This is a genomic window from Streptodolium elevatio (genome assembly GCF_053592165.1).
This window is the reverse complement of record NZ_JBSFVE010000020.1, coordinates 98,407-120,023: the sequence shown is the minus strand read 5'-3', so window position 1 is coordinate 120,023 and position 21,617 is coordinate 98,407. Positions and strand designations below refer to the sequence as shown.

Here is a 21,617-nt window from a genome sequence, read left to right as displayed (position 1 = left end):
CAAGCGAGGGTCGTACCTCGTTCGGGTGATTCGTCTCAAGGTTTCCGGTGCCGGCGGTCCGCCTCGGCTTGCATGGTGGCCATGGGAAATCTTGTGAAGATCCAGGGCAAACCCGGGACACCGCAGGGGGTTTCGTGCGATGACGCGGGCCGCGGCGCGCTGACCGCCGCGGCGGTCGTCGGGGCCGACGAGTTCGACGACGCGCTGGTCGCGCTCCTCGCGGCCGAAGCCGCGGTGGTCGACGCGGGCGCCCGGCCGCGCGGGGTGGACCTGGTCCGCCTTGAACCGGCGCTCGCTCCGGGCAGCGGACCGGACCTGCCCGGCATACGTGCGATGGCGGTCGCACTCGCGAGCCGGCAGAGACCCGCGATCCGCCGCGTCGGCGAGATCGCCGTACTGCTCGCCGGCCTCGCCGACCTGGGACGGCACGCGCTCGTCGCGGACCTGAGCGAACTGGCCGTACGCAGTCTCGCCGCCAACCCCCTGCTCGCCGCGAACCCGCAGGACTGGGTGTGGGATGCCGCGATGGACCTCGTCGACCTGCACATCGTGGCGTGCTTCCGTACCGGGCGGCCGGCGATGCGCCTGCCCGAACCGCTCAGTCCCGCCCGCGCTCCCCTGGCGGTGGCGTCGCCGGCGGCCGTCGTCCCGCCGGCGGATGCTTCGGCCCGGTACCGGCCGTAGCCACCGGCTCGGCCGGGAGCACCGGAGTCGGCCCCTTCCGCAACGGCAGTTCACGCAACGCGAGCGCCAGCAGGAAGCCGCACAGCGCCAGCGGCACCGCCGTGGCGAAGACCCAGGACAACGCGTCGGCGAACGAGTCCAGAACGGCCGCGTGGGCCTCCGGAGCCAGCGCGTCGATCCGTTCGCGGGTGATCGTGGTGTGGTCGCCACCCAGCGCCTGCGCCTCGGACGGCGAGAGACCGTCCGCCAGCCGACGGGTGAACACCGCACCCAGCAGCGCCACCCCGAACGACGAACCGATCGACCGCGAGAAGGCGTTGAGCGCGGTGGCCACGCCGAGGTCGCGGTGGTCCACCGAATTCTGCACCGCGAGGGTCGTGACCGGGCCGATCGTCCCGAGTCCGAGCCCCAGCACGATGAGGGCGACCAGAAGTCGCCAGTACGGGCTGCCGGCGCCGAGCGTCGCGAGCAGCCCGAGGCCGAGCGCCGCCAGCAGCGTCCCGCCCACCGGGAACCTCTTGTACTTCCCGATCCGCGACACCACCCGGCCGCACACCGTCGAACTGACCAGCATCGCGAGCATCATCGGGGCCAGCAGCAGCCCCGATTCCGTCGGACCCTTCCCGTGCACGATCTGCTCGTACAGCGGCAGGAACGTGCCGATACCCATGAACAGGCAGCCGGCCACCAGCGTCAGCGGGCACGCGACCCGCACCACCGCGTTCCGGGACAGCAGCCGCAGCGGGATCAGCGGATCCGCCGCCCGAGTCTCGACGAAGACGAACGACGACAGCAGCACGGCGCTCGCCGTGACGAGCAGCAGAATCTGCGGGGAGCCCCACGCGTACGTCGTGCCGCCCCACGTGGTGAACAGGATCAGCGCCGCCGTCCCGCACGACAGCAGGACGCCGCCGAGCCAGTCGAGCGGTCTGCGCTCGCGGCGGTACGCCGGCGGCCGCAGCACGAAGCTCGTCACCACGAGGGCGATCGCCCCGAGCGGCAGGTTCACGTAGAAGATCCACCGCCACGACAGTGCCTCTGTGAGCAGGCCGCCCAGCAACGGGCCGCCGACCGTGGACAGCGCGATCATCGAGCCGATGAGGCCCTGGTACCGGCCGCGTTCGGCGGGCGGCACGAGATCGCCCACTATGGCCTGCGCGTTGCTCATCAGGCCGCCCGCGCCGAGCCCCTGGATCGCCCGGAACGCGATGAGCGTGCCCATCGACTGCGCGAGCCCGCACAGCACCGAACCCGCGAGGAACACGCCGATTGCGGTCTGGAAGAGGTACTTCCTGCCGAACAGGTCGCCGAGTTTGCCGTACACCGGGGTCGACACGGCCATGGCCAAGGCGTACGCGGTGGTAACCCACGCCAGTTTGTCGAGCCCGCCGAGGTCGGAGACGATCGTCGGCAGCGCGGTGGCGACGATCGTCTGGTCGAGCGACGAGAGCAGGATGCCGAGCATCAACCCCGAGAACGCCAGCAGAATCTGGCGCCGGGTCAGGGACGGCGACGCCGAGGACTCGGACGTCGGGGACCCGGGAGTCGGGTGGGACGGCGATGCGATGCCGGCGGTATCCCCTGGTGGCATGGCCGCAAACTAGATGCGGTCTGCAATGAAGTCAACGCGCCCAGGGCCGCGCGTGTCGGAACGGACCCGCTGCCGCTAGGCGGCTGCCGTGGGGGTGGCGGCGGGCTTCCAGCCGTTGCGCCGCAGAATGTCCACCACGCCGTCGACACCGTCGCCGCGCAGGCGCTCCACGACGCGTACGCCGTCGATGCGCGACTTCATGTCGGCGGGCGTCAGGCCCCGCTCGATGCACTCCTTGGCGAGCTCGTGCTGCGCCGGGAGCAGGCCCGCGGTCAGCCACCCGTGCACCTGTGCGGCCGTCAGGTTCAGGCGCACCCACGCGGCGGCCATCTCGGAACGCCACTCGGGCGTCGTACGCGGGTCGATCTGCTTGATGACCCGGCCGATGTCCAGAAGGCGCGTCTGCCGCAGGTCGGAGACCTGGGGCGGGGCCGACGGGCCGGGGATCGAGGCGCGCGCCGCGGGCGCGTGCCGGGGCTGGTTACGGGACAGGTTGCGCTGCTGGGGCGCGGACTGCCGGGAGTCGGAGTTGCGTTGTGCCCGGGGCATCGTGGTGGCCCGACGGCGCGGCTGGCGGCCTTCGAGCAGGTTGGCCAGCATGAGCCGTTCGAGCGCGTCCAGGTTGTCGTCCACCCGCATCACCCTTCTGTGGGACTGAGCGGCGGTTGCCGGAGCCATCTTGGACGGGGGCTCCGACACCGCAACGCGCGGATATGGGCACACCCCTCGGGTGCGCCGTCACATACGCAGACGCCACGGTCTTGCCCACGATCCGCGTATTTCACACACGCGATCGATCAACGTTTCGTGTTCATGTGACGATCCGTCAATCTGCTTGCATCGCGCGCGCGATGGTCCGCGCCGTGGCGCACGCCGTGGCGCGCCACCGGAAGCGGGCAGTCACGGTACGTGTCGTCTCGGTTGCGCATGATCGGACCCCCGTCCGGGGCATTAGGCTGGACCACCGCGCGAGGAGGTGGGCCCCGTGACTCTGGGATACGACAGGTCCTGTTGGTTCACGCTGCCCGCAGAGTCCGCGGCGGTCCCGCAGGCCCGGCGTGCCCTCGCCGACCATCTGACCTACTGGGGACTGCCGGGCGACCACGATCTCGGGTACGGGCTCCGCCTCATCGCCTCCGAGCTCATCACCAACGCCGTCGAGCACGCGGCCGTCGTGTCGCCCGAGATCGTGGTGACCCTGACCGTGCACGACGGGTGGCTGTGGCTGGGGGTCCGCGACCGCCACCCGTACCGGCCCGTCGCGCTGCTCGAGACGGTCGACGACACGTCCGGGCGCGGCCTGTTGATCGTGCGCCGCATCGTCGACGAGACCGGCGGGCAGATCCACATCGAGGCGCACGCCGACGGCAAGACGCTGTGGGTCATCCTGCCGTGGCCGGTGGCGTGACCGCCCTTCGGCGGAGACCGCGGACGGGACTTCGTCCGGGATCTCGGGCGTGATCCCGGACGGGGTTCCGTGCGCGGTCCCGGGTTTGGGGTTCCGGGTTCGGGGTTCCGGGTTCCAAGCGAGGCATTGCGGGGTTCGGCGCGAGGATTCGGGAGGGTGTCAGGGGCACGACACCCCGAGCTTCTCGGCGAGGGGCCGGATCTCCTCGTTGTCCAGCGTGTCCAACTCGGTGAGCTTCGCGTCCGACGCGTTGGCGGCGTCCTGCACGTCTGCTTCGTCGGTCCCGGGCTCCGCCGCGAGGAGCGCCTGCGCGGAGCTCTCCGACAGCAGTTCGGCCCGCTGAATGTACTTGTCGCGCCACTGCTTCGCGTCGTCGTCGGTCGGCAGCGGTACGGCCTTGAGCTGCGTCACGATGCCGTCCATGCGGCGCGACAACTGCGCCAACTCCGCGGCGTAGCCCGGGAGGTCGCCGGCGTCCAGGGCGGCGTCCTTGGCCTGGAGCCGGTCGGTGAACTCGGTCGTCTCCTTGCCGCAGACCTCGTTGACCTTCACGACCCAGCCCTCCAGGGTGGGCTTGCCTCCGACGTCGTTCGCGACCGGCGCGACCGGCGCGGCGGACTTGTCGTCCGTACCGTTCGACAGGTCGAACGGGCCCACGCCCATGGCCAGGAGCACGCTCACGACGGTCGCGATCGTGCCGACGAGGGTGAGCAGCACCATGAGCTTCCCGCTGCGGTCGCCGCCACGGGGTGGCGGGCCCGGGGGCATGAGATGCCCGGGCGCGCCGCCCGGCCCGTACGGCGGGGGCATGTGGTGAGGGGACGACGACCGTCGTTGGTGACCCCAGTAGCCATTCATTTGTCGTCTCCGTGTCCAAGCCGGTCCATGTAGGAACGCCCTGCCGGCACAGGCATGTGCGGGCAGGGTGATGCGACGTCGGCCGTGACGGGTGACCGCGCGATCCGGAAGGACCCCCCCTTCGGATGACACGCGGAGATGGAACTTTCCCCCCATTCCGGCCGCCTGACGATGCCTCGGGCCCGGGGACCGCGGCGCCGGCAGGCGCACTTCGCATGGTAGCGACCCACCCGGGGCGGAACCCGGGCGGCTCGGCGAATCGTTGGGTTGGACGGGTGGCTGTGCCCTTCGGTTCCCGCGGAATGGGTTACCGTTCTCCGAACAGCACACGGAGCAGGCACGCGGAAAGGCCTGCCGGGCGCGTCGCCCGGCTCGCCGACCGGAAGCAGGTGCGCCGCCGAACACCGCCCCACCGCACGGCCGTTGTCGACCACGGGGAGGTCCGTACAGCCTATGTCGCCATCCGGTCAGGTACCGGCGACGCGGGTCGCGCACCAGCGGCCCGGATCGCCCACCCTCCCGCCCGTGCCCGACCCCGGCGGCCCGCCGTCGGACGCCGACTTGACCGAGGCCGCCGACCAGGCGGCCGTCGAAGCGCTGCTGCGCTGTCTTCTGCGCGAGGACGGCGTGGTGGTACGCGACGGACCCGTCGTCCGGGTCGCACTCGCCGACAACGGCCCCGTCGTCGAAGTGGCGCTGGAATACCGCTCGCCGACCGGCTGGCACCGCTTCGGCCCGGTGCGCATCGCCGAGGTGGACGAGGGCCGCGCCCTCGACGCCACCGCGCTCGCCGCCCTGTTGTGCGCCGACCGCCGCGCCGACATCGCGGCCGAATTCGCCGCGCGCGTAGGGGACTCGGTGCGCCGGACCGCGCGCCACCTGATCGTCCGGCACGCCGAGGAGGCCGCACCGCCGGGCCCTCGGACCGAGGATTCCGGGGCGCACGACGCGCGCGTGCCGGACACCCGGCCGCACGATGCGCGTGTCCCGGACACCCGGACGCCCGAGCCGGAAGCGGGACCCGGCCCGGCACACGGGGCCGGTGAGGCCACCGCGCCGACCCCCTTCCTCGAGGCCGAGCAGGCGCTGCTGCTCGGACACCCCTTCCACCCCACCCCGCACAGCCGGCAAGGCGTCGACGATGCCGAGGCGGAACGGTTCTCCCCGGAGCTGCGCGGCCGCTTCCCGCTGCACTGGTTCGCCGCGGACCCCGGCATCGTGCAGCTCGACGAAGACCTGATCGGGCCACTCCCGGCCATTTTCGCGGCCCTCGCCGGACCGGGCCTCGAACGCCCGGCGGGGACCGTGGTCTTCCCCGCGCACCCCTGGCAGGCCCGGGACGCCGCCACCCGGCCCGGCGTCCGCGCGCTGCTGGACGCGGGGCTGCTGCACGACCTTGGCCCGGCCGGGCCCGCGTGGTCGCCGACGTCGTCCGTCCGCACGCTCTACCGCGCGGACGCGCCGGTCATGCTCAAGACCTCCCTGGGCGCCGAGGTGGCGGACTCGCGCCGCGAGAACCTGCGCTCCGAGATGCGGCGCGGACTGGCCGTGCACCGCATGCTCGACGCCGGCCTCAAACGTGTGCTGCACGGCGCCCACCCCGGGTTCGACGTGGTCCGAGACCTCGGCTGGCTCACCTTGCGCGCGCCCGGCAGCACGTGCGAGAGCGGGCTCGAACTCGTCGTACGCGACAACCCGTTCGGCCCCCGCGACCGGGTCGTGTGCGTTGCCGGTCTCACCGCGTCCCGACCCGACCGCCCCGCACGCCGCTCGCTCCTCGGGCGTACCGTCCATCACCTCGCGGTGCACACCGGGCGCCCGCCCGCCGAGGTCGCCGACACCTGGTTGGGCCGCTACCTCGACGTTGTGGTGGCACCCGTGCTGTGGCTGTACGCCGAGTATGGGCTCGGCCTGGAGGCCCACCAGCAGAACACCCTCGTCGTCCTCGACGGCGACGGCTGGCCCATCGGCGGGCGCTACCGCGGCAACCAGGGCTACCACTTCTCGGCCGCGCGCGGCGCGCCGCTCGCCCGGTGGCTGCCCGCGGACGTACGCGAAGCCGCCGCGACGTGGTCCACCGACGCCGTCGTCGACGAACGGCTCGGCTACTGCGTCGGCGTCAACAACGTGCTGGGCCTCGTCGGTGCGCTGGGCGCCGAAGGACTCGCCGACGAGACACGGCTGTTGGCGCGCGTACGCGAGTTCCTGCGGCAGGTGCGTACGGTGCACGAGCAGGCCGGCCAAGGGCTTATTGCCGGTGACCTGATCACGACGCTGCTGGACGCGCCCCGGCTACGCTGCAAAGCGAACCTGCGCACGCGCGTCGCGGGCCTCGCGGCGCCGCCGGGCCCGCACACGAACCGGACCGTCTACGTCGACATCGCGAACCCCATCGCCGCAACATGACCCGGGTTACACCCCGCCGAGCCGCCACGAACCGACAGTGGGAGCGCCCCCCGCGGATCGTCCGCCGGACAACCGCGGGGCGCGATCCCGGCCTGCTGCCGCGCCGATGCCGCCGAGGGCGCCGACCGCCGTGCCGGGTCGGCGTCAGCCGCGCTCCCACCCGGCTAAGCCTGATTCCACGACCTGATTTCACGCAACGACTTCACGCCCCACTTTCACGCCACCCGGTGATCGGGCGGGCGCCCAGTTGGTCCCCGCACACTGCAATTGCCGTTGCTCCCAACCGACTTACTACGCCCCGGTCTTCCGTCCCGCCCCCGCCTTGCCCACTCGGCGCACGCGATCTTTTTCGGCGACCCTCCGCCACACCCGCGCCGACCGTACGTCCGATGCTCCGGCGCCACCCCACCGAACTCCCGGGCTTGCCCCCGCGCGACCGGATGATCCGACCGGTATCCGGCTGACGTCCGGTGGATCCTGCATTACTTTCGGCGTGTGCCAACCGGCCCGCGGCCGGCGCCCGGCACCGCGTACCTCAGGAGGGCCCGTGCCGCTGCCCGACTTCCCCGAACTCACCGGTCCCGCCTGGCAGCGGGCATCCACCGGGCTCCTGCTGGCACTGCTCGCCGAATACGCGTACGAAGGGCTGCTCAGCCCGATCCGCGACGAGGCCGACCCCGATGCCCGGGAATCCGGCACACGGACGGACGCGGACTCGGGTACCGACTCGGACGTGCGCCCGGACGTACACACGGCCGACACGGCGCACTTCGGAGCCGGCGAGGAATCCTCCACCGCGCTCGGTGACGGCCGGCCGCCTGCCCCTGCTTCCTCCGCGCACTCCGTGGCCCATCCCGCCCCGCGCTACCGGCTCGAACTCGCCGGTCATGCCGTCTACTCCTTCCGTGCCCGGCGCGGCGCCTTCGGCGCGTGGCGCATTCAGCCGGGGTCGGTCCTGCGGGTCGCCGACGGAGCCGCCGCCCCGGCCACCGACCCCGCCCGGCTGATCGTGGACGCCCGCGCCGAACTCGGGCTCGGCCCCGACGCGACGGCGCGCCTGGTCCGCGACGTGAGCGTGGCACTGCTCGTCGCGGCCCGCGACGACGCCCGTGAGCGTCCGTCCGCCGCCGAACTCGCCGACATGGCCTACCTCGACCTGGAAGGCCGGGTGGGCGGTCGGCCCGGCCTCGTGCCCGACCGGGTGCGGCCCGGATTCTCCGCCACCGACGCCACCCGGTGGGCGCCCGAGGCGCGCAACCCGATCCGCCTGCCGTGGGCCGCCGTGCACCGAGCCGTCGCGGGGTGGCACACGAGTTCCCCGGACCTCACCGAGCAACGGCTCCTCGCCGAGGAGTTGGACCCGTCCACGCGCCGCCGCTTCAAGGCCCGTCTCCGCGACCGGGGCTTGGACCCGGCCGACTACATCTGGCTGCCGGTGCACCCGTGGCAATGGGACGAGATGGTGCTGCCGCTGTTCGCTGAGGACCTTGCGTACGGCCGGATCGTCCCGCTCGGCGACGGCGGCCCGGACCGCTACCTCCCACGTCAGGCGGCGGGCGGCTTCACCAACCTCGACCGGCCCGGGCGCCGGGACGTGGCACTTCCCCTCGCGGGCCCCGAAACCCCGCTGTGCCTCCCGGTCTCGCGGCCGACGCCGTCCTCGCCGCAGACCACGCGGTGGCTCGTCGACCGCTATCACGCCGACCCGTTCCTGCACGGCGAGAGCCGCGTCGTCCTGTTGGCCGACCTCGCCTCGGTGACCGTGCGCCACCCGCATCTTGACGCGGTACGCGACGACGCGGGAGGGCGCCCGTACCGAGCGCTGCTCGGTGCCTCGTGGAGCGAACCACTCGCGGCCCGCCTCGACGCCGGCGAACTCGCTCGCCCGCTCCCGGCTCTGCTGTACCGAGACCACCACGGGCGCGCGCTGGTCACCGAGTTGGCGGCGCGTTCGGGTCTGGCGCCCCGCGAATGGCTGCGCTGGTTGTGCAGCGCGCTTCTGCCGCCGCTGTTGCACCTGCTCTACCGCTACGGGCTGGCCGTTCCCGCGTTCGGCGAATCGCTCGTCGTGGTGTCCGACGCCGGCGAGGTCCCGGTGCGCCTCGCCGTCCGCGACACCGCGCGCGGGCTCCTGGCCTGCGTGGACGCGGACGGTACGCCCTTCCCCGAGACCGACGGCCTTCCGCTCGCGACCGCCGCCGCCCCGGGTGCCCCCGGCCGCCACGGGACCGCGTACCGCCCCGGTGATCTCGGCCGGTTGTTCGGCGGCGGGTTGTTCGGCGGCCCACTGCGCCACCTCTCGGTCCTCGCGGACGACGATCTCGGGGTCCCCGAGCCGGTGTTCTGGGCCCTGGTCCGCGCCGAGGTGGCGCGCTACCAGCAGCGGTTCCCCGACCTCAAGGAGCGCTACGCCCAGTTCGACCTGCTCGGTCCGCGCCTGGCCCGGCACAGTCCCAACCGCGACCGGCTGTCCGGCTGGCGCCCCGGACCTCCGGAGACCGTCCCGAGCCCCCTGCACGGGCCCGAGACGTGACCGCGAGGCCGGCGCGCGCCATCCCGCGGCATGACACCCCGTGTGCGACATTCCCGGGTGTTCGGGAGCCGGACGAAAGTTCCTTGGACTGCGGAGACTCGCCGTACCTAGGCTGGAGCGAGTCCGGAACGCCGGTACCGCGCCATGCCCACGGGGCCCTGGGGGACGCAGCATGCCGTACACCGCAGAGATCAGCCGAGCCCACCCCGGCTGCCTGATCTTCCTGATCGACCAGTCGAGTTCGATGGACGACCCGATCGGCACCGCACCGGGGGAGGGCGGCGGCTCTGCCGCGTCGGACACGCCCGCCATCCCGCCGCGCAAGGCCGACGTCGTGGCCGACGCGCTCAACCGGCTGCTGTTCGAACTCTCCGTGCGGTGCGCGAAGGAGGAAGGTGTACGCGACTACTTCCACATCGCGGTGATCGGCTACGGCCACACCGTGCTGCCCGCGCTCTCCGGCGGCCTCGCGGGCCGTGAACTGGTGCCGCTCAGCGAGATCGTCGAGCACCCGGCCCGTTTCGACGCCCGGACGCGGAAGGTCCCGGACGGCGCGGGCGGTCTGGTCGAGCGCACGGTCGAGGTCCCGGTCTGGGTCGAGCCGGTCGCGTCCGGCGGCACCCCCATGTGCCAGGCGGTCGGCGCCGCGTCGAAGCTCGTGCAGGGCTGGGTCGACGCCCACCCCGAGGGCTTCCCGCCCATCGTGCTCAACCTCACCGACGGCGAGTCCACCGACGGCAATCCGGCCGAGGCCGCGACCCGGCTGCGCTACCACGTCACCGCCGACGGCGAGGCGCTGATGTTCAACCTGCACATATCGACCAACCGCGCGACGCCTGTGGCGTTCCCCGGGCCCGGCGACGAGCTTCCCGACAAGTACGCGCAGTTGCTCTACGCCATGTCGAGTGAACTCCCGCCCGGCATGCGTGCGTACGCCACCGAGCAGGGCACCGATGTCGCCGACGGGGCACACGGGTTCGTCTTCAACGCCGACCTGTCCGCCGTGGTCCAGTTCCTCGACATCGGCACCCGCGCGGCGGACATCCGGTAGCGGCCGCATGCGTGCCCACGTCACGGTGCTCGCGCTGCACAAGGGCGGAGCGGAGCCGCACGAGTACGAGGACGCCGCATGGGTCGGGAGCCGCGGCGTCCCGACCGTCCAGGGCGGCAGCGCGGTCATCGGCGCCGGCCGCAGCATGCTGCCGCCGCCCGGGCCGACCTGCCGGCGGGGTGGGGTAGGGAGGGTCACCAGCGTGCGCGCGGCGATATCCGACGGCGCCTCCGACAGCCTGCTGGCCCGGCGCTGGGCCGAGGTGCTGGTCCGGCAGGCGGGTGGCGCGCCGACCGGACTCCTGCGTACCGGCGCCGGGTTCGCCGACGTGCTCGGCCGTGCCGCGAACCGCTGGCCCGACCTCATGAAGCGGTACGAGGACGCGCGCGAACTCCGCGGCCGTCCGCTCGCCTGGTACGAACGCCCCGGATTCGAGCGCGGCGCCCACGCCACCCTGCTGGTCGCGCACTTCACCGCGCACCGCTGGGCGCCCGCGCGCGGGACCTGGTCCGCGGCGGCACTCGGCGACACCTGCCTCTTCCACGTCCGCGGCGACCAATTGCGGCTCGCTTTCCCGCTGGACAGGTCCGACGACTTCGACAACCACCCGGCACTCGCGGCCAGCCACGGCAACGACCGCGACGCGGTCGAGGCGCACGTACGGGTCGTCGGCGGCTCATGGGTCCTGGGCGACCGCTTCTACCTGGCGAGCGACGCCCTGGCGGCATGGTTCCTGCGCAGCCGGGAGGAAGGCGGACAGCCCTGGCACGCACTTCGCGTCCTCGACTCCGCGTCGCCCCGCGAACTCGCCTCCTGGATCGAACGCCGCCGCGCCGCCCGGGAGTTGCGCAATGACGACGTGACACTGATCCGCATCGAGCCCCGGTGAGGCGGGCTACGTGACCGCCGACGGCGGGCGGGTGACGGGGGCCGTCGCGGACGGGGAAGAAGGGCCGTACCCGACGGGTGCGGACTACAGCGAGGCGATCCGCGACACCACGCTCTGCTTCGCCCATCCGACGGTGGCCGGCGGCCTGGTCGCGATGGGTCCGCTGCGGATGCCGCGGGCGGTGTCGGGGAACTTCGGCAGCGTGTTCCGGATCACCTCCACCGGAGCGGACGCCTCCGGAGCGGGGACGGCCGGGCGGGAGTTCGCCGTCAAATGCTTCACGCGCGCGGTCCCCGCACGCCTGCGGCGTTACCGGGCCATCGGTGACGCACTGCGCGCGGTGGACGCCGATTGGCGGGTCGGCGTCGAGTACGTCCGGCGCGGCATCCTGGTCGGCGGCCGATGGTTCCCGGTGATCCTCATGGAGTGGGTCGAGGGCACCGGTCTCATCCCGTGGATCGAAGATCATCTCGGCGACCGGGCGGCACTTGAAGGTCTCGCGGAACGGTTCGCGCGGGTGGCGGGGGAACTGGAGGCCCACGGCCTCGCGCACGGGGACCTCCAGCACGGCAATCTGATCGTCGCGCCCGACGGCGGCCTGCGGCTCATCGACTACGACGGCATGTACGTCCCGTCGCTGGCCGGGCTGCCCGCCGCCGAACACGGGCACCGCAACTACCAGCACCCGCTGCGCGGATCGCGTGACTTCGGTCCCGGCCTCGACCGGTTCTCGGCCCACCTGATCCATTTGACGCTGCGTACGCTCGCCCGCGAGCCGTGGCTGTGGCGCACCTTCCACGAGGACGGCGGCGAGCATCTGCTGCTGAAAGCCGAGGACTTCACGGCGCCGACGCAGTCGGACCGCTTCTCCGCCACCGCGTGCGCGTCGCCCGCGCTCACCGACGAGTGGGCGCGCCTCGCCCACTGGGCCACGCGGCCGATGGCCGAGACGGGGCCGGTGGGCGACCCGATCGTCCGGGTGTCGGGGCGACGCGGCGGCTTGCCGCCGTGGCTGGCGGAGGCCCTGACCCGGAGCGAGACGCCGGACGGGACCCAGAACGGCACGCAGGACGGGGCACAGCACGGAACGCAGGACGGGACGCGAGCGGAGACGCCGGTGCCGTCACCCGCGTCCCCGTCGGCAACTGCGGCCGCAACCCCCGAAGGTCCTGGGAGCTCGGGCAGGCCCAAGGACCCGGGGGCGCGAGGGACGGCGACAACCGCAGCGGCGTCGGCCGCGAACGCGTCCCAGTCGACCACGTCGTCTCCGGCTGCCGCCTCGGGGCCGACTGCCGCTGCGAACCCAGGCGCCGCTTCGCCTGCGAGCGCCGCCTCGACTCCGCACACGGCGTCGGCCTCGGGCCCCGCAGGTGCGCCCGCGGCCGCCTCCCCGACGGCGCCCCTCCCCGGATTCCGCACCGTGCCGCCGCGTCTGACCTGGGGCCTGCGTACCGCACTGTCTGCGCTGGTGGTGCTCGCCGCCGTCGCCGGAGCGGGTATCGCACTTGCGGGCCCGTGGGTGTGGGCCACCGTTGCCGCGGTGGCGACAGGCGGGGTGGTGGCCGCCTCGGCGCACGGGCGGGCGCGGCGGGCGTACCGGGATTCGCCGGAACTCCGGCGCCGGGAAACGGCCTTGACGGTCGTCGACGACGCCGAGGAATTGGTCGGGTTCGCCGACCTCCGCGTCAGGCGGGCGCGTGCGGCCTGGGACGACGCCCGCCAGGCGCATGCCGACGTCGCCGCACGGCAGATCGCCGACGGAAAGCTGCTGCACAGCCGCTACGAGTTCGAGCGCGAGGCGGTGGAGAAGCGGCTCGCCGAGGTGCTCGAATCCGTCGAGCAGCGCCGGGTCCTGCTGGAAGGCTCCGGCGGGCGCGAGGAGTTGCTCGCGCTGCGGGCGCTCCAGGACCGGGCGCTCGACGAGGGACTGCGCCGCCACCCCATCCCCGCCGAGATGTTGGGGAGCCGCATTGCGGCGGTGCTCCGCGACGAAGGCGTCCGGACCGCGGCCGACTTCACCAGGGTCACGTCCGCGGTGCCGACGTCGGCCGAGCGGCGTGCGCAGGCCGTCGTGTCGCGTCCCGGCGGCACCGTGCGCATCGACGGCATGAGCCCGGCTCTCGCCCGCGGGCTCCAGGAGTGGCGCGACGAGGTGGTGGAGGAGCTGCGGATCCGGCTGCCGGCGGTGCTGCCGTACCAGGAGGCGCAGGAACTGCATCGCAGGCGGGCCGACCGGCGGCTCGACCTCGCCCGGCAGGCCGCTCGGGCCCGGACCACCGCGCTGGACGAACTTGCGGACCTGGACGCCGACTTGGCCGCCGAGGAGCGCCGCCTGCAGGGATCGGGGGCCGGTGACGTCGCGCGCGCCGCAGCGGCGGTACGCGACGCCGAGGGCGTGCTGGCGGCCGCCGGCGACGCGCACCGGGGCGCCGCGGCGGCCCTGGACGCCGCACGGGCCGAGGTCGAGGGCTTTGCGGCGCTGACGTACCGGCGGTTCCTGCGGGACGTTTTCCGCGGCCGCTGATAGGTGTCCGCACCGCCGTGCAAATTCTTTCAATCGTTCGACTGAAATCCGGTCTTGTGCGACACGTGTCGCCTGGGCGAGGCTTCCTGCCGCAGTCCGCAGTCCGCAGTCCGCAGTCCGCAGTCCGCAGTCCGCCGTCGCCCGGCCGCTGCCAGGCCACCGCTCCGCCCAAGGGCTTCGACGGGGTCGGCAGCTTCGTCGAACGGGCGATCCGCGGGCAGAACCACGACTTCGTGAACGAGCTGGCGGCACGCGGCATCGCGGCCACGGTGTGCATGACCTACGGCCAGCACGAATGGCAGTACTGGGAGCGCGAGGTCTACGCGGCGCTGCCGATGCTGCTGGACGCGATCGACGCGTGACGGACGGGGGTCGGCCGGCTCCGGGGGCTGCCGCCCGGAGCCGGCCGACCCCGCGTCCGCTTGCGCCTACAGCCCGGTGATCCGGCCGTTGCGGAACAGGTCGACGAAGATGGCGTGGTCCTCGCGCGTCCGTGCGGCGTACGTGTGCGCGAACTCCACGAGGTGTGCCACGAAGCCCTCTTCGTCCGGCTCCACCACGGCGCGGATCGCGTGTTCGGTCGAGAACGGCACCAGCGACTGCCCGTTGCTGTCCTCGTCCGCGACGGCGTGCATCGTGGCGGTCGCACGCGCGAGGTAATCGACCACGTTGCGGATGTCGTCCGGCTCGTTGAGGGCGGACCAGTCGAGGTCGTTCGCGTACGGCGACACCTCCGCGACGAGCTGCCCCACCCCGCCGATGTCCGTGTAGCCCAGCCACGGGTCCGCGTGCGCCTGGAGCGCGCGCTGCGAGATGACCGTGCGGTGTCCCTCGTGGCGGAAGTACGTGCGTACGTCGGGGTCCGTCACGTGCCGGCTCACCGCGGGCGTCTGGCCCTGCTTCATGTAAAGGATGACGTCGTTCTCCAGGGCCTCGGTGTTGCCCTCGATGAGCAGGTTGTACGAGGGCAGCCCCGCACTCCCGATGCCCACGCCGCGCCGCCCGACGACGTCCTTCACCTCGTAGGTGTCCGGCCGCGCGCGCGTGGTCTCGGGCGTCGTGGCCAGGTAGCGGCCGAACGCCTCCAGGACCGTCTTCCTCGTGTCGTCGTCCAGGGCGAACGCGCCGCCGCTCAGCGCGAAGCGCCGGTCGTAGCCGTCGATGACGGTCTGCTCGTCCAGCAGCCCGACCCGGGTCTGGAGCCGCGCGCAATGCAGCACGTCGAGCAGCGGCCCGGTCGCGGTGCTGAGGGTGAGCGCCGTCTGCGCCCCGGCGGGGTCGTCGGTGAGCATCAGGATCTGGGCGCGGTAGGACCGGGCGTACGCGGCCACCAGCTCGCCGATCAGCTCGTCGCTGAGCGCCTTGGCGTATCCGATGAGGGCCAGGCTCGCCGCGAAGCGCTGCACGTCCCACATGAACGGGCCGAGGTAGGCCTCGTCGAAGTCGTTGACGTTGAACACCAGGCGGCCGTCGGCGTTCAGGTAGGTGCCGAAGTTCTCGGCATGCAGGTCGCCGTGGATCCACACCCGGTCGGTGCGCTCGTCGACGAACGGATTCGGGGCGCCGTCGAGGTCCGCGTAGTAGAGGCATGCGGTGCCCCGGTAGAAGGCGAACGCGGAGGCCGCCATCTTGCGGAACTTGACCCGGAACGCCGCCGGGTCGGCCTGGATCAGCTCCCCGAAGGCGGCGTCGAACACCTCCAGGATCCGCTTGGCCCGCTGCTCCTGGTCTGCCTGTTCGAACAACACCCCACGCAACTCCTTCATCGCCTTGCCTTGCGCTGCCCCGCCCTTTCCGCAGCATGCCAGCAGGCGGGTAAAGGGCGGATGTGGGGTGGGGGAAGGGCGACCAAAGGGCGTGTGACGCGGGGCGCGGCCACCCCCCTGGGACAGTCGCCGGGACAGCCGCCGGAAGTCGGCGGGGGAGCGGTCAGGGGACCTCGGGCGGACTGGTGGTCACCGAACGGGAGGCGACTCCGCCGGGCGCTCCGGTCGGGACATCCAGATTCTTGCCGGCACTCTTGTCGGCGGTCTCCGGCGGCGCGCTGGTCGTCGGCGGGCTCGGCGTGGACGTCGGGACCCCCGCGGGGTCGTCCGGCAGCGCGCCCGGACCGGTCAGCGGCTCCCAGGCGGGGGAGGTCACGATGGCCTCCAACTGCGCCACGCTCAGCACCGGATCGACGCGCTGCGGCGAGACCTTGTACGCCTGGGGGTTGGGGCTGTTGGCCGCGAGGATGTAGATCATCATGTTGTCGGGGCGTGCCAGGGTCGCGGTGGCGACCATCACCTCTCCGCCCGCCGGTGTGAAGCCCTGGGGCGTCGGACCCAGGTACTCCTTGGTGAGTCGCAGGCGGCTGCCGTCCGGCAGGGTCCTGAGTTCGCAGGACTCGCCCACCGGGGCGTCCTGGCGGCACGCCAGATTCGGAATCGGCGCGGCATCCTCGCCGAAGGTCATGGCGACATAGCCCGGTGCGCTTCCGTCGACGGGCCAGAAGCGCGCGGAAATCGTGACGCTGCGCGTGACGTTGTCCGGCTGCTTGTCGAACGCGCGGTCGGTCACGTCGCCGGGGGCCAGCAGCAGGGTCAGCACCTTCATGGCCGCGCTGCCGGCCAGCGGGGCCGACGGCGGCAGCGGTGTCGGCGACGTCGGCGGGACCGACTCCCGGCCGCTCGGGGGCGGCTGGTGGGCGGTGCCCGTCGGGCCGGACGCGTGCGAGCCGGTGGTGGCGATCAGCGCACCCGACCCGGCCGCGACCGCCACGGCCAGCGCCGCGCCGGCGATCTGGATGCGGCGTACCGCGCGCATGCGGCGCCCGCGCTCCAGGCCGCCGCGGACCAGGTCGGCCGTCGGGGGGCGCAGGCCGCGCGTCGCGGCGTGCATGGCGTGCTTGAGGGCGATCTCGTTGGGCGCGGACTCGTGGGACGCGGACTCGTCGGCCGCCCCCGGTCGGCCGTCGTGCGGGTCTTGCTCGGGGCTCATCGGTTCACCGTCTCTCGGCCGCACGCGGGGTGGCGGCGGGCCGTGCCGTCCACGGAATCGGAGGTCGCCCTTGCGGGGCGCTGCGCACGGGTGTCCATCATGCCGCCGCGAACATGTGCAGCTCGCCGCCGAGGATGCCGCGCAGTTTCTCCAGCGCGCGCAGCGACCGGTTGCGGACCGCCCCGGCCGAGCAGCCCATCTGCCTGGCCGTCTGCTCGACGCTCATGTCCTCCCAGTAGCGCAGCACGAGCACCGCGCGGTCCTTGGGCGGCAGTGCGGCCAGGCCCTTGAGGAGGGTGAGCCGGAGCGCGGGGTCGATGTCGGGGCCGGCGGTGTCGGGGAGGGTGCCGTACGGTTGCTCGGTGCTGCTGCGCAACCGCCGGTGCGAGAGGTAGCTGCGGACCAGGACGGTGCGCGCGTAGGCGTCCAGGTTGTCGGCCAGGCGGACGCGCCGCCACGACCGGTACAGCTTGCCCAGCGTGATCTGGACGAGGTCCTCGGCGAGGTGCCAGTCGCCGCACAGCAGCCAAGCGGTGCGGAAGAGCTGCCCGCTCCGGGCCGTGGCGAATTCGAGGAACTCGTCCGGATCTGATGACATCTGGTGGTCCTTGTCGTACGCGCTGACCGTGCTTCCAACCCGTACGACGCGACGTGGGTCCCGGCGCGTCACACGTCGCGCGCGAGAATTTCCGGCCGGTGCGTCCGGCGGCGCCGTGCGGAGCACCGATGAGATTCTTGTCGGACCGCTTCGCCGGGGATGACCGGAGTACGACGTACTCTGATGCCAGATTGATCACATTTGATCGAGGAGTGCACGTGGGTACCGATGTCGACCGTGTCTGTACGCGGACCCGCAGCTGGGTCAGCGACGCCGTCCGCAAGGTCAACGCGGACGCCAACCGGTCCGCGGACACCCATCTGCTGGTCTATCCGCTGCCCCCCGAGTGGGGCATCGACCTGTACCTCAAGGACGAGTCCACACACCCCACCGGCAGCCTCAAGCACCGCCTCGCGCGCTCGCTGTTCCTCTACGGCCTGTGCAACGGCTGGATCCGCGAGGGCACCACGGTCATCGAGGCGTCCTCCGGCTCGACCGCCGTCTCGGAGGCCTACTTCGCGCGCATGCTCGGGCTGCCTTTCATCGCGGTCATGGGTAAGAAGACCAGCCCCGAGAAGATCGAGCTGATCGAGTTCTACGGCGGCACCTGCCACCTCGTCGACGACCCGGCCACGGTGTACGACGTCTCACGCCGCCTCGCCGCCGAGACCGGCGGCCACTACATGGACCAGTTCACGTACGCCGAGCGGGCCACGGACTGGCGCGGCAACAACAACATCGCCGAGTCGATCTTCGGTCAGATGGCCCAGGAGCGGCACCCCGTACCGACCTGGATCGTGGTCGGCGCCGGCACCGGCGGCACGAGCGCCACCATCGGCCGCTACGTGCACTACCAGTGCCACGACACCTGCCTCGCCGTCGTCGACCCGGAGAACTCCGCGTTCTTCGACGGCTGGACGCGCGAGGAACCCGACTTCACCGTCAACGCCGCCTCACGCATCGAGGGCATCGGCCGGCCGCGCGTCGAACCCAGCTTCATCTCCGAGGTGGTGGAGCGCATGATCAAGGTGCCGGACGCCGCCTCCATCGCGGCCATGCGCCACCTGCACCGCCTGACCGGCCACAAGGCGGGCGGCTCCACCGGCACGAACCTGTGGGGCGCGCTCCAACTCGTCGCCGAGATGCGGGAGTCCGGGCGTACCGGATCCATCGTGACGCTGCTGTGCGACGGCGGCGACCGCTACGCGCACTCCTACTACTCCGACGCCTGGCTGGCCGAACAGGGCCTGGACATCACGCCGTTCACCGAGACCATCGACCGGCTGCGCAAGACCGGCCGTTGGCAGGCGCCCGCCGTGGGCGGGGACGCCTGACGGCCCCGCCCGACGCCCGTGCGCGACGCCCGGCCCCGGCTCAGGCGGCCATGATGTAGTGCAGGATCAAGTCGTGGACGTGGCGGCCCTTCTGGTCGTCGCGCATCTCTATCTGGTAGGTCTGCGTGCCCACGTGGATCGCCACTTCGCTGGAGCTGAAGAACGACCCCGCGAAGGACTTGTTCGTGACCATGCTGACGCTGCTGATCTTGGAGTACGGAATCGAGGTCAGGGCGATCTTCTTCCCCACGAACGAGTTGTCCTGCAGGATGGCCCGCCGGTCCGTGAGACCGATGAACCCCGTTCCGGTCCCCTTGGCGTCGTAGACCGCGAGCACCTGCTCGCCGGGCAGCAGCCCGCTCTGGATCTTCTCCAACTGCTCGCGCCGGTCGAATGCGATGTTCGAACTCATTGCCCCCTCTTTCCCCTCGCCGTACGGCGACGTCTCCCCGCCAGCCTATGAGCACCGGACCGCGAACCCAACGGTCGGAGGGGTCAACTCGGGGGCGGTACGCGTTCGATGGTGACGGGGCCGGGGGGTTCGGCGGGGGCGTCGGCCTGCGCCGGTGTCTCGTCCTCGTCGGGGTGGGGGCGCCAACCGACCATGCACAGGGCGGCGATCGTGCACAGGGTCAGGCCGGCGGCCGGCGGTGCGAGGAGGTGCGAGGTCTCCGCGCCGCTCAGCGGGGAGTTGTGGGCGTCCACCTCGACCGAGACCGCGGTCATGCCGGTGTAGTGCATTCCGCCGACGGCGACGCCCATCGCGAGAGCGGCGCCCAGGGTGGCGCCGGGCGTGCGGATGTTGAGGGCGGCGTACAGCGCGAGCGTGGCGGCGACGATCGCGACGCCGACCGAGATGGCGACCGTGGCGGGGTCGTAGGACACGTGGCCGCGCATGCGCAGTGCGGCCATGCCCACGTAGTGCATCGTGGCGACCCCGACGCCGGTCACCGCGCCGCCGGCCGCCAACAGCGCGACGCGGCCCGTGTCGTGCGCCGCGACGGCGAGGCCCGCGCCGACCACGACGACGGCGACGGCGAGGCTCGCGAGGGTCAGCGGCACGTCGTAGCGGATCGGCGTGCCCTCGACCGCGAAGCCGAGCATCGCGACGAAGTGGGTGGCCCAGATCCCGGTGCCGCCGATGGCGAACGCGCCCAGCGCGAACCAGCGTCGGCGCGCCCACCCGGCCGCCGCCGCGTGCGCGCGCGTCGTGCAGGCGAGACCGAGGACCGCGCCGACGCAGGAGATCGCGTACGCGGCGACCGGTGTGAGGAGGCCCTCGTCGAACTGGTTGATCTGACCCATGGACGGGCCTTTCCGGGGACGTTGCGGGAACGCGGCCGCGGCTTCGGCCGCGGCAGGGGCCGGGTGGGTCAGGCGACGTCCGCGACCTGGTCAGCCTTGGAGTTCGTGCCGGGATCCGGGTCGGTGTCCGGGTCGGGCCCCGCATCGGGTCCATCGGCCGCGTCCACGTGGGACTTGCGGACCACCAGGACGGCCGCGTCGTCGTGCAGCCGGCCGCCGGTGTGGATCGTCACGTCGGTGATCAGTTCGTGGGCGATGCGCTGCGAGCCGTGGTGGCTCCAGCGGATGAGGCGCTCGCCGAACGGGTAGAAGCGCCCGGCGGAGTCGCGGGCCTCGGTGACGCCGTCGGTCACCACGACCAGGACGTCGCCGGGGACATAGCTGACGCGGTACTCGGCGTACTCGACTTCGTCGTAGAGCGAGGCGGTGCCGAGCGGCGGCGCGTTGATCGGCAGTTCCAACTCGACGGCCCGGCCGCCGCGCAGGTGGATCGGCGGGGTGTGGCCGCACGACAGCATGCGCAGGTGGGTCGGGTCGTCGAAGGCGAACAGCACGGCGGTGGCGAAGCGTTCGTCGGCCGGGCCGGCGCTCTCCTCGTCGATCTGCGCGATGCGCTCCTCCAGGCGCGCGGCCAGGCCCGGCAGGCTCGGCTCGTAGTGCGCCGCCTCGCGGAAGCACGCCATGAGCGTCGCGGCGGTGGTGACGGCGCCGATTCCCTTGCCGCGCACGTCACCCATGAGCACGCGCATGCCGTGCCGCGACCGTACGACGGCGAACAGGTCGCCGCCGACCTTCGTCTCCAGGTCCGCGGGCAGGTAGAGCGCGGAGACCTCGTAGCCGGGCAGGTCGGCGGGTATCGGTTCGAGGACCGTGCGCTGCAGGATCAGGGTGGCCGAACGCGCCTGGCCCAGTTGGAGGGTGTGGTGCACGCGCGTCGCCGAGGCCCAGACGCCGACCGCGCCGAGGCCGACGACCACGCCGAGGTGGATGGCTTTGGTGCCCGCTCCGGCGTCGTCGTACTCGGTCGTCAGGTACGTCGCCCCGAGGGCGGCGACCGCGGCGAGCCGGGCGACGGCCCAGGGCGGGCACAGCGCCGCGAACGCGGGCGGCACGATGCCGAGTGCCACCGCACCGGGCATCGAGTCGTCGACGAACAGGCCCGCGCAGAACAGGGCGAGGAGCACGCCGTACGCCGCGGCGCCGATCCGCACCGCCGAGCGGTTGCGCCGGAGCCACGCACGCAGGGAGGTCTTGCCGCCCGGTCCGGAGGCGCCCGGCGCCGTCCGTCCGGCTCCGGTTCGCCGGTCGGCTGACGGTGCGTCATCCGTGCACAGATCGAGTTCTTGCCGCGTCACACGGTCACCCTATGGGGTGAGGTCACCCGCCTGATCAGCCCCCGGGTCAGGGCGATTTCGGCCCTCCGGGGGAGGCCGCCCCGGCCGTGCGGCAGGAGGCAC

At 72.6% G+C, this 21,617-nt stretch carries 18 protein-coding genes; 9 read left to right on the top strand and 9 right to left on the bottom strand.

What is annotated here, in order from left to right; genetic code table 11:
- Positions 1 to 81 precede the first annotated feature (81 nt).
- The gene (locus ACWD12_RS30830) at positions 82 to 684 is read left to right on the top strand and encodes a hypothetical protein (RefSeq protein WP_450102298.1); all 603 of its coding nucleotides are present in this window, start codon (positions 82 to 84) and stop codon (positions 682 to 684) included.
- Here the strand turns inward: ACWD12_RS30830 and ACWD12_RS30825 are convergent.
- Together ACWD12_RS30825 and ACWD12_RS30820 are read right to left on the bottom strand one after the other, a co-directional pair.
- Complete coding sequence (locus tag ACWD12_RS30825; RefSeq protein WP_450102297.1) at positions 599 to 2,275, bottom strand: MDR family MFS transporter; 1,677 nt, start codon at positions 2,273 to 2,275, stop codon at positions 599 to 601. The genes ACWD12_RS30830 and ACWD12_RS30825 overlap by 86 nt on opposite strands.
- 75 nt (positions 2,276 to 2,350) lie before the next feature.
- Positions 2,351 to 2,908 (bottom strand): hypothetical protein, encoded by a 558-nt coding sequence (locus tag ACWD12_RS30820; protein WP_450102296.1) that lies wholly within the window; start codon positions 2,906 to 2,908, stop codon positions 2,351 to 2,353.
- A 352-nt stretch (positions 2,909 to 3,260) separates the two neighbouring features.
- On the opposite strand from ACWD12_RS30820, the gene ACWD12_RS30815 reads away from it, so the two are divergent.
- Positions 3,261 to 3,683 carry an ATP-binding protein gene (locus ACWD12_RS30815; protein WP_358360558.1) on the top strand — a complete coding sequence of 141 codons (423 nt, stop codon included), beginning with the start codon at positions 3,261 to 3,263 and terminating at the stop codon, positions 3,681 to 3,683.
- Positions 3,684 to 3,842: 159 nt separating this feature from the next.
- Here the strand turns inward: ACWD12_RS30815 and ACWD12_RS30810 are convergent, their stop codons facing one another.
- On the bottom strand, positions 3,843 to 4,493 hold the full coding sequence (locus ACWD12_RS30810; RefSeq protein ID WP_450102295.1) for a hypothetical protein: 651 nt from the start codon (positions 4,491 to 4,493) through the stop codon (positions 3,843 to 3,845).
- Between the two features lie 573 nt (positions 4,494 to 5,066).
- On the opposite strand from ACWD12_RS30810, the gene ACWD12_RS30805 reads away from it, so the two are divergent.
- The 6 genes from ACWD12_RS30805 (at position 5,067) to ACWD12_RS30780 (ending at position 14,306) form a co-directional block, all read left to right on the top strand.
- Positions 5,067 to 6,947, top strand: coding sequence for an IucA/IucC family protein (locus ACWD12_RS30805; protein WP_450102294.1), 1,881 nt, complete (start codon positions 5,067 to 5,069; stop codon positions 6,945 to 6,947).
- Positions 6,948 to 7,494: 547 nt separating this feature from the next.
- Positions 7,495 to 9,480 carry an IucA/IucC family protein gene (locus ACWD12_RS30800; protein WP_450102293.1) on the top strand — a complete coding sequence of 662 codons (1,986 nt, stop codon included), beginning with the start codon at positions 7,495 to 7,497 and terminating at the stop codon, positions 9,478 to 9,480.
- Between the two features lie 172 nt (positions 9,481 to 9,652).
- Positions 9,653 to 10,531, top strand: coding sequence for a VWA domain-containing protein (locus ACWD12_RS30795; RefSeq protein WP_450102292.1), 879 nt, complete (start codon positions 9,653 to 9,655; stop codon positions 10,529 to 10,531).
- A 7-nt stretch (positions 10,532 to 10,538) separates the two neighbouring features.
- Positions 10,539 to 11,420, top strand: a complete 882-nt coding sequence (locus tag ACWD12_RS30790) for a hypothetical protein (RefSeq protein WP_450102291.1) — start codon at positions 10,539 to 10,541, stop codon at positions 11,418 to 11,420.
- 10 nt (positions 11,421 to 11,430) lie between these two features.
- Positions 11,431 to 13,944, top strand: coding sequence for a hypothetical protein (locus tag ACWD12_RS30785; protein ID WP_450102290.1), 2,514 nt, complete (start codon positions 11,431 to 11,433; stop codon positions 13,942 to 13,944).
- 65 nt (positions 13,945 to 14,009) lie between these two features.
- Entirely contained in the window at positions 14,010 to 14,306 is a 297-nt protein-coding gene (locus ACWD12_RS30780) for a hypothetical protein (RefSeq protein WP_450102289.1), read from the top strand.
- A gap of 66 nt (positions 14,307 to 14,372) precedes the next feature.
- On the opposite strand, the gene ACWD12_RS30775 is transcribed toward ACWD12_RS30780, so the two are convergent.
- The 3 genes from ACWD12_RS30775 to ACWD12_RS30765 all read right to left on the bottom strand — a co-directional run bounded on the left by ACWD12_RS30775 (position 14,373) and on the right by ACWD12_RS30765 (position 17,521).
- On the bottom strand, positions 14,373 to 15,692 hold the full coding sequence (locus ACWD12_RS30775) for a DUF2252 domain-containing protein (RefSeq protein WP_450102288.1): 1,320 nt from the start codon (positions 15,690 to 15,692) through the stop codon (positions 14,373 to 14,375).
- Between the two features lie 181 nt (positions 15,693 to 15,873).
- Positions 15,874 to 16,923, bottom strand: a complete 1,050-nt coding sequence (locus ACWD12_RS30770) for a hypothetical protein (protein ID WP_450102287.1) — start codon at positions 16,921 to 16,923, stop codon at positions 15,874 to 15,876.
- Positions 16,924 to 17,020: 97 nt separating this feature from the next.
- Positions 17,021 to 17,521: a SigE family RNA polymerase sigma factor gene (locus ACWD12_RS30765; protein ID WP_358363399.1), complete on the bottom strand. Its 501-nt coding sequence runs from the start codon at positions 17,519 to 17,521 to the stop codon at positions 17,021 to 17,023.
- 212 nt (positions 17,522 to 17,733) lie between these two features.
- Between ACWD12_RS30765 and ACWD12_RS30760 the strand changes: the two genes are divergently transcribed.
- Positions 17,734 to 18,855: a PLP-dependent cysteine synthase family protein gene (locus ACWD12_RS30760; RefSeq protein ID WP_450102286.1), complete on the top strand. Its 1,122-nt coding sequence runs from the start codon at positions 17,734 to 17,736 to the stop codon at positions 18,853 to 18,855.
- A 40-nt stretch (positions 18,856 to 18,895) separates the two neighbouring features.
- Here the strand turns inward: ACWD12_RS30760 and ACWD12_RS30755 are convergent, their stop codons facing one another.
- The 3 genes from ACWD12_RS30755 to ACWD12_RS30745 form a co-directional block, all read right to left on the bottom strand.
- Positions 18,896 to 19,267: a PH domain-containing protein gene (locus tag ACWD12_RS30755; protein WP_358363396.1), complete on the bottom strand. Its 372-nt coding sequence runs from the start codon at positions 19,265 to 19,267 to the stop codon at positions 18,896 to 18,898.
- Between the two features lie 83 nt (positions 19,268 to 19,350).
- The gene (locus tag ACWD12_RS30750; protein WP_450102285.1) at positions 19,351 to 20,160 is read right to left on the bottom strand and encodes an MHYT domain-containing protein; all 810 of its coding nucleotides are present in this window, start codon (positions 20,158 to 20,160) and stop codon (positions 19,351 to 19,353) included.
- A gap of 68 nt (positions 20,161 to 20,228) precedes the next feature.
- Positions 20,229 to 21,515: a PP2C family protein-serine/threonine phosphatase gene (locus ACWD12_RS30745; RefSeq protein ID WP_450102284.1), complete on the bottom strand. Its 1,287-nt coding sequence runs from the start codon at positions 21,513 to 21,515 to the stop codon at positions 20,229 to 20,231.
- Positions 21,516 to 21,617 lie beyond the last annotated feature (102 nt).

What these genes read in the sequence shown, in the direction of transcription:
- ACWD12_RS30830 (WP_450102298.1), top strand. Translation starts at nt 82, where the DNA reads ATGGGAAATCTTGTGAAGATCCAGGGCAAACCCGGGACACCGCAGGGG.
- ACWD12_RS30755 (WP_358363396.1), bottom strand. Translation starts at nt 19,267, where the DNA reads ATGAGTTCGAACATCGCATTCGACCGGCGCGAGCAGTTGGAGAAGATC.
- ACWD12_RS30825 (WP_450102297.1), bottom strand. Translation starts at nt 2,275, where the DNA reads ATGCCACCAGGGGATACCGCCGGCATCGCATCGCCGTCCCACCCGACT.
- ACWD12_RS30790 (WP_450102291.1), top strand. Translation starts at nt 10,539, where the DNA reads ATGCGTGCCCACGTCACGGTGCTCGCGCTGCACAAGGGCGGAGCGGAG.
- ACWD12_RS30765 (WP_358363399.1), bottom strand. Translation starts at nt 17,521, where the DNA reads ATGTCATCAGATCCGGACGAGTTCCTCGAATTCGCCACGGCCCGGAGC.
- ACWD12_RS30795 (WP_450102292.1), top strand. Translation starts at nt 9,653, where the DNA reads ATGCCGTACACCGCAGAGATCAGCCGAGCCCACCCCGGCTGCCTGATC.
- ACWD12_RS30770 (WP_450102287.1), bottom strand. Translation starts at nt 16,923, where the DNA reads ATGAGCCCCGAGCAAGACCCGCACGACGGCCGACCGGGGGCGGCCGAC.
- ACWD12_RS30810 (WP_450102295.1), bottom strand. Translation starts at nt 4,493, where the DNA reads ATGCCCCCGCCGTACGGGCCGGGCGGCGCGCCCGGGCATCTCATGCCC.
- ACWD12_RS30750 (WP_450102285.1), bottom strand. Translation starts at nt 20,160, where the DNA reads ATGGGTCAGATCAACCAGTTCGACGAGGGCCTCCTCACACCGGTCGCC.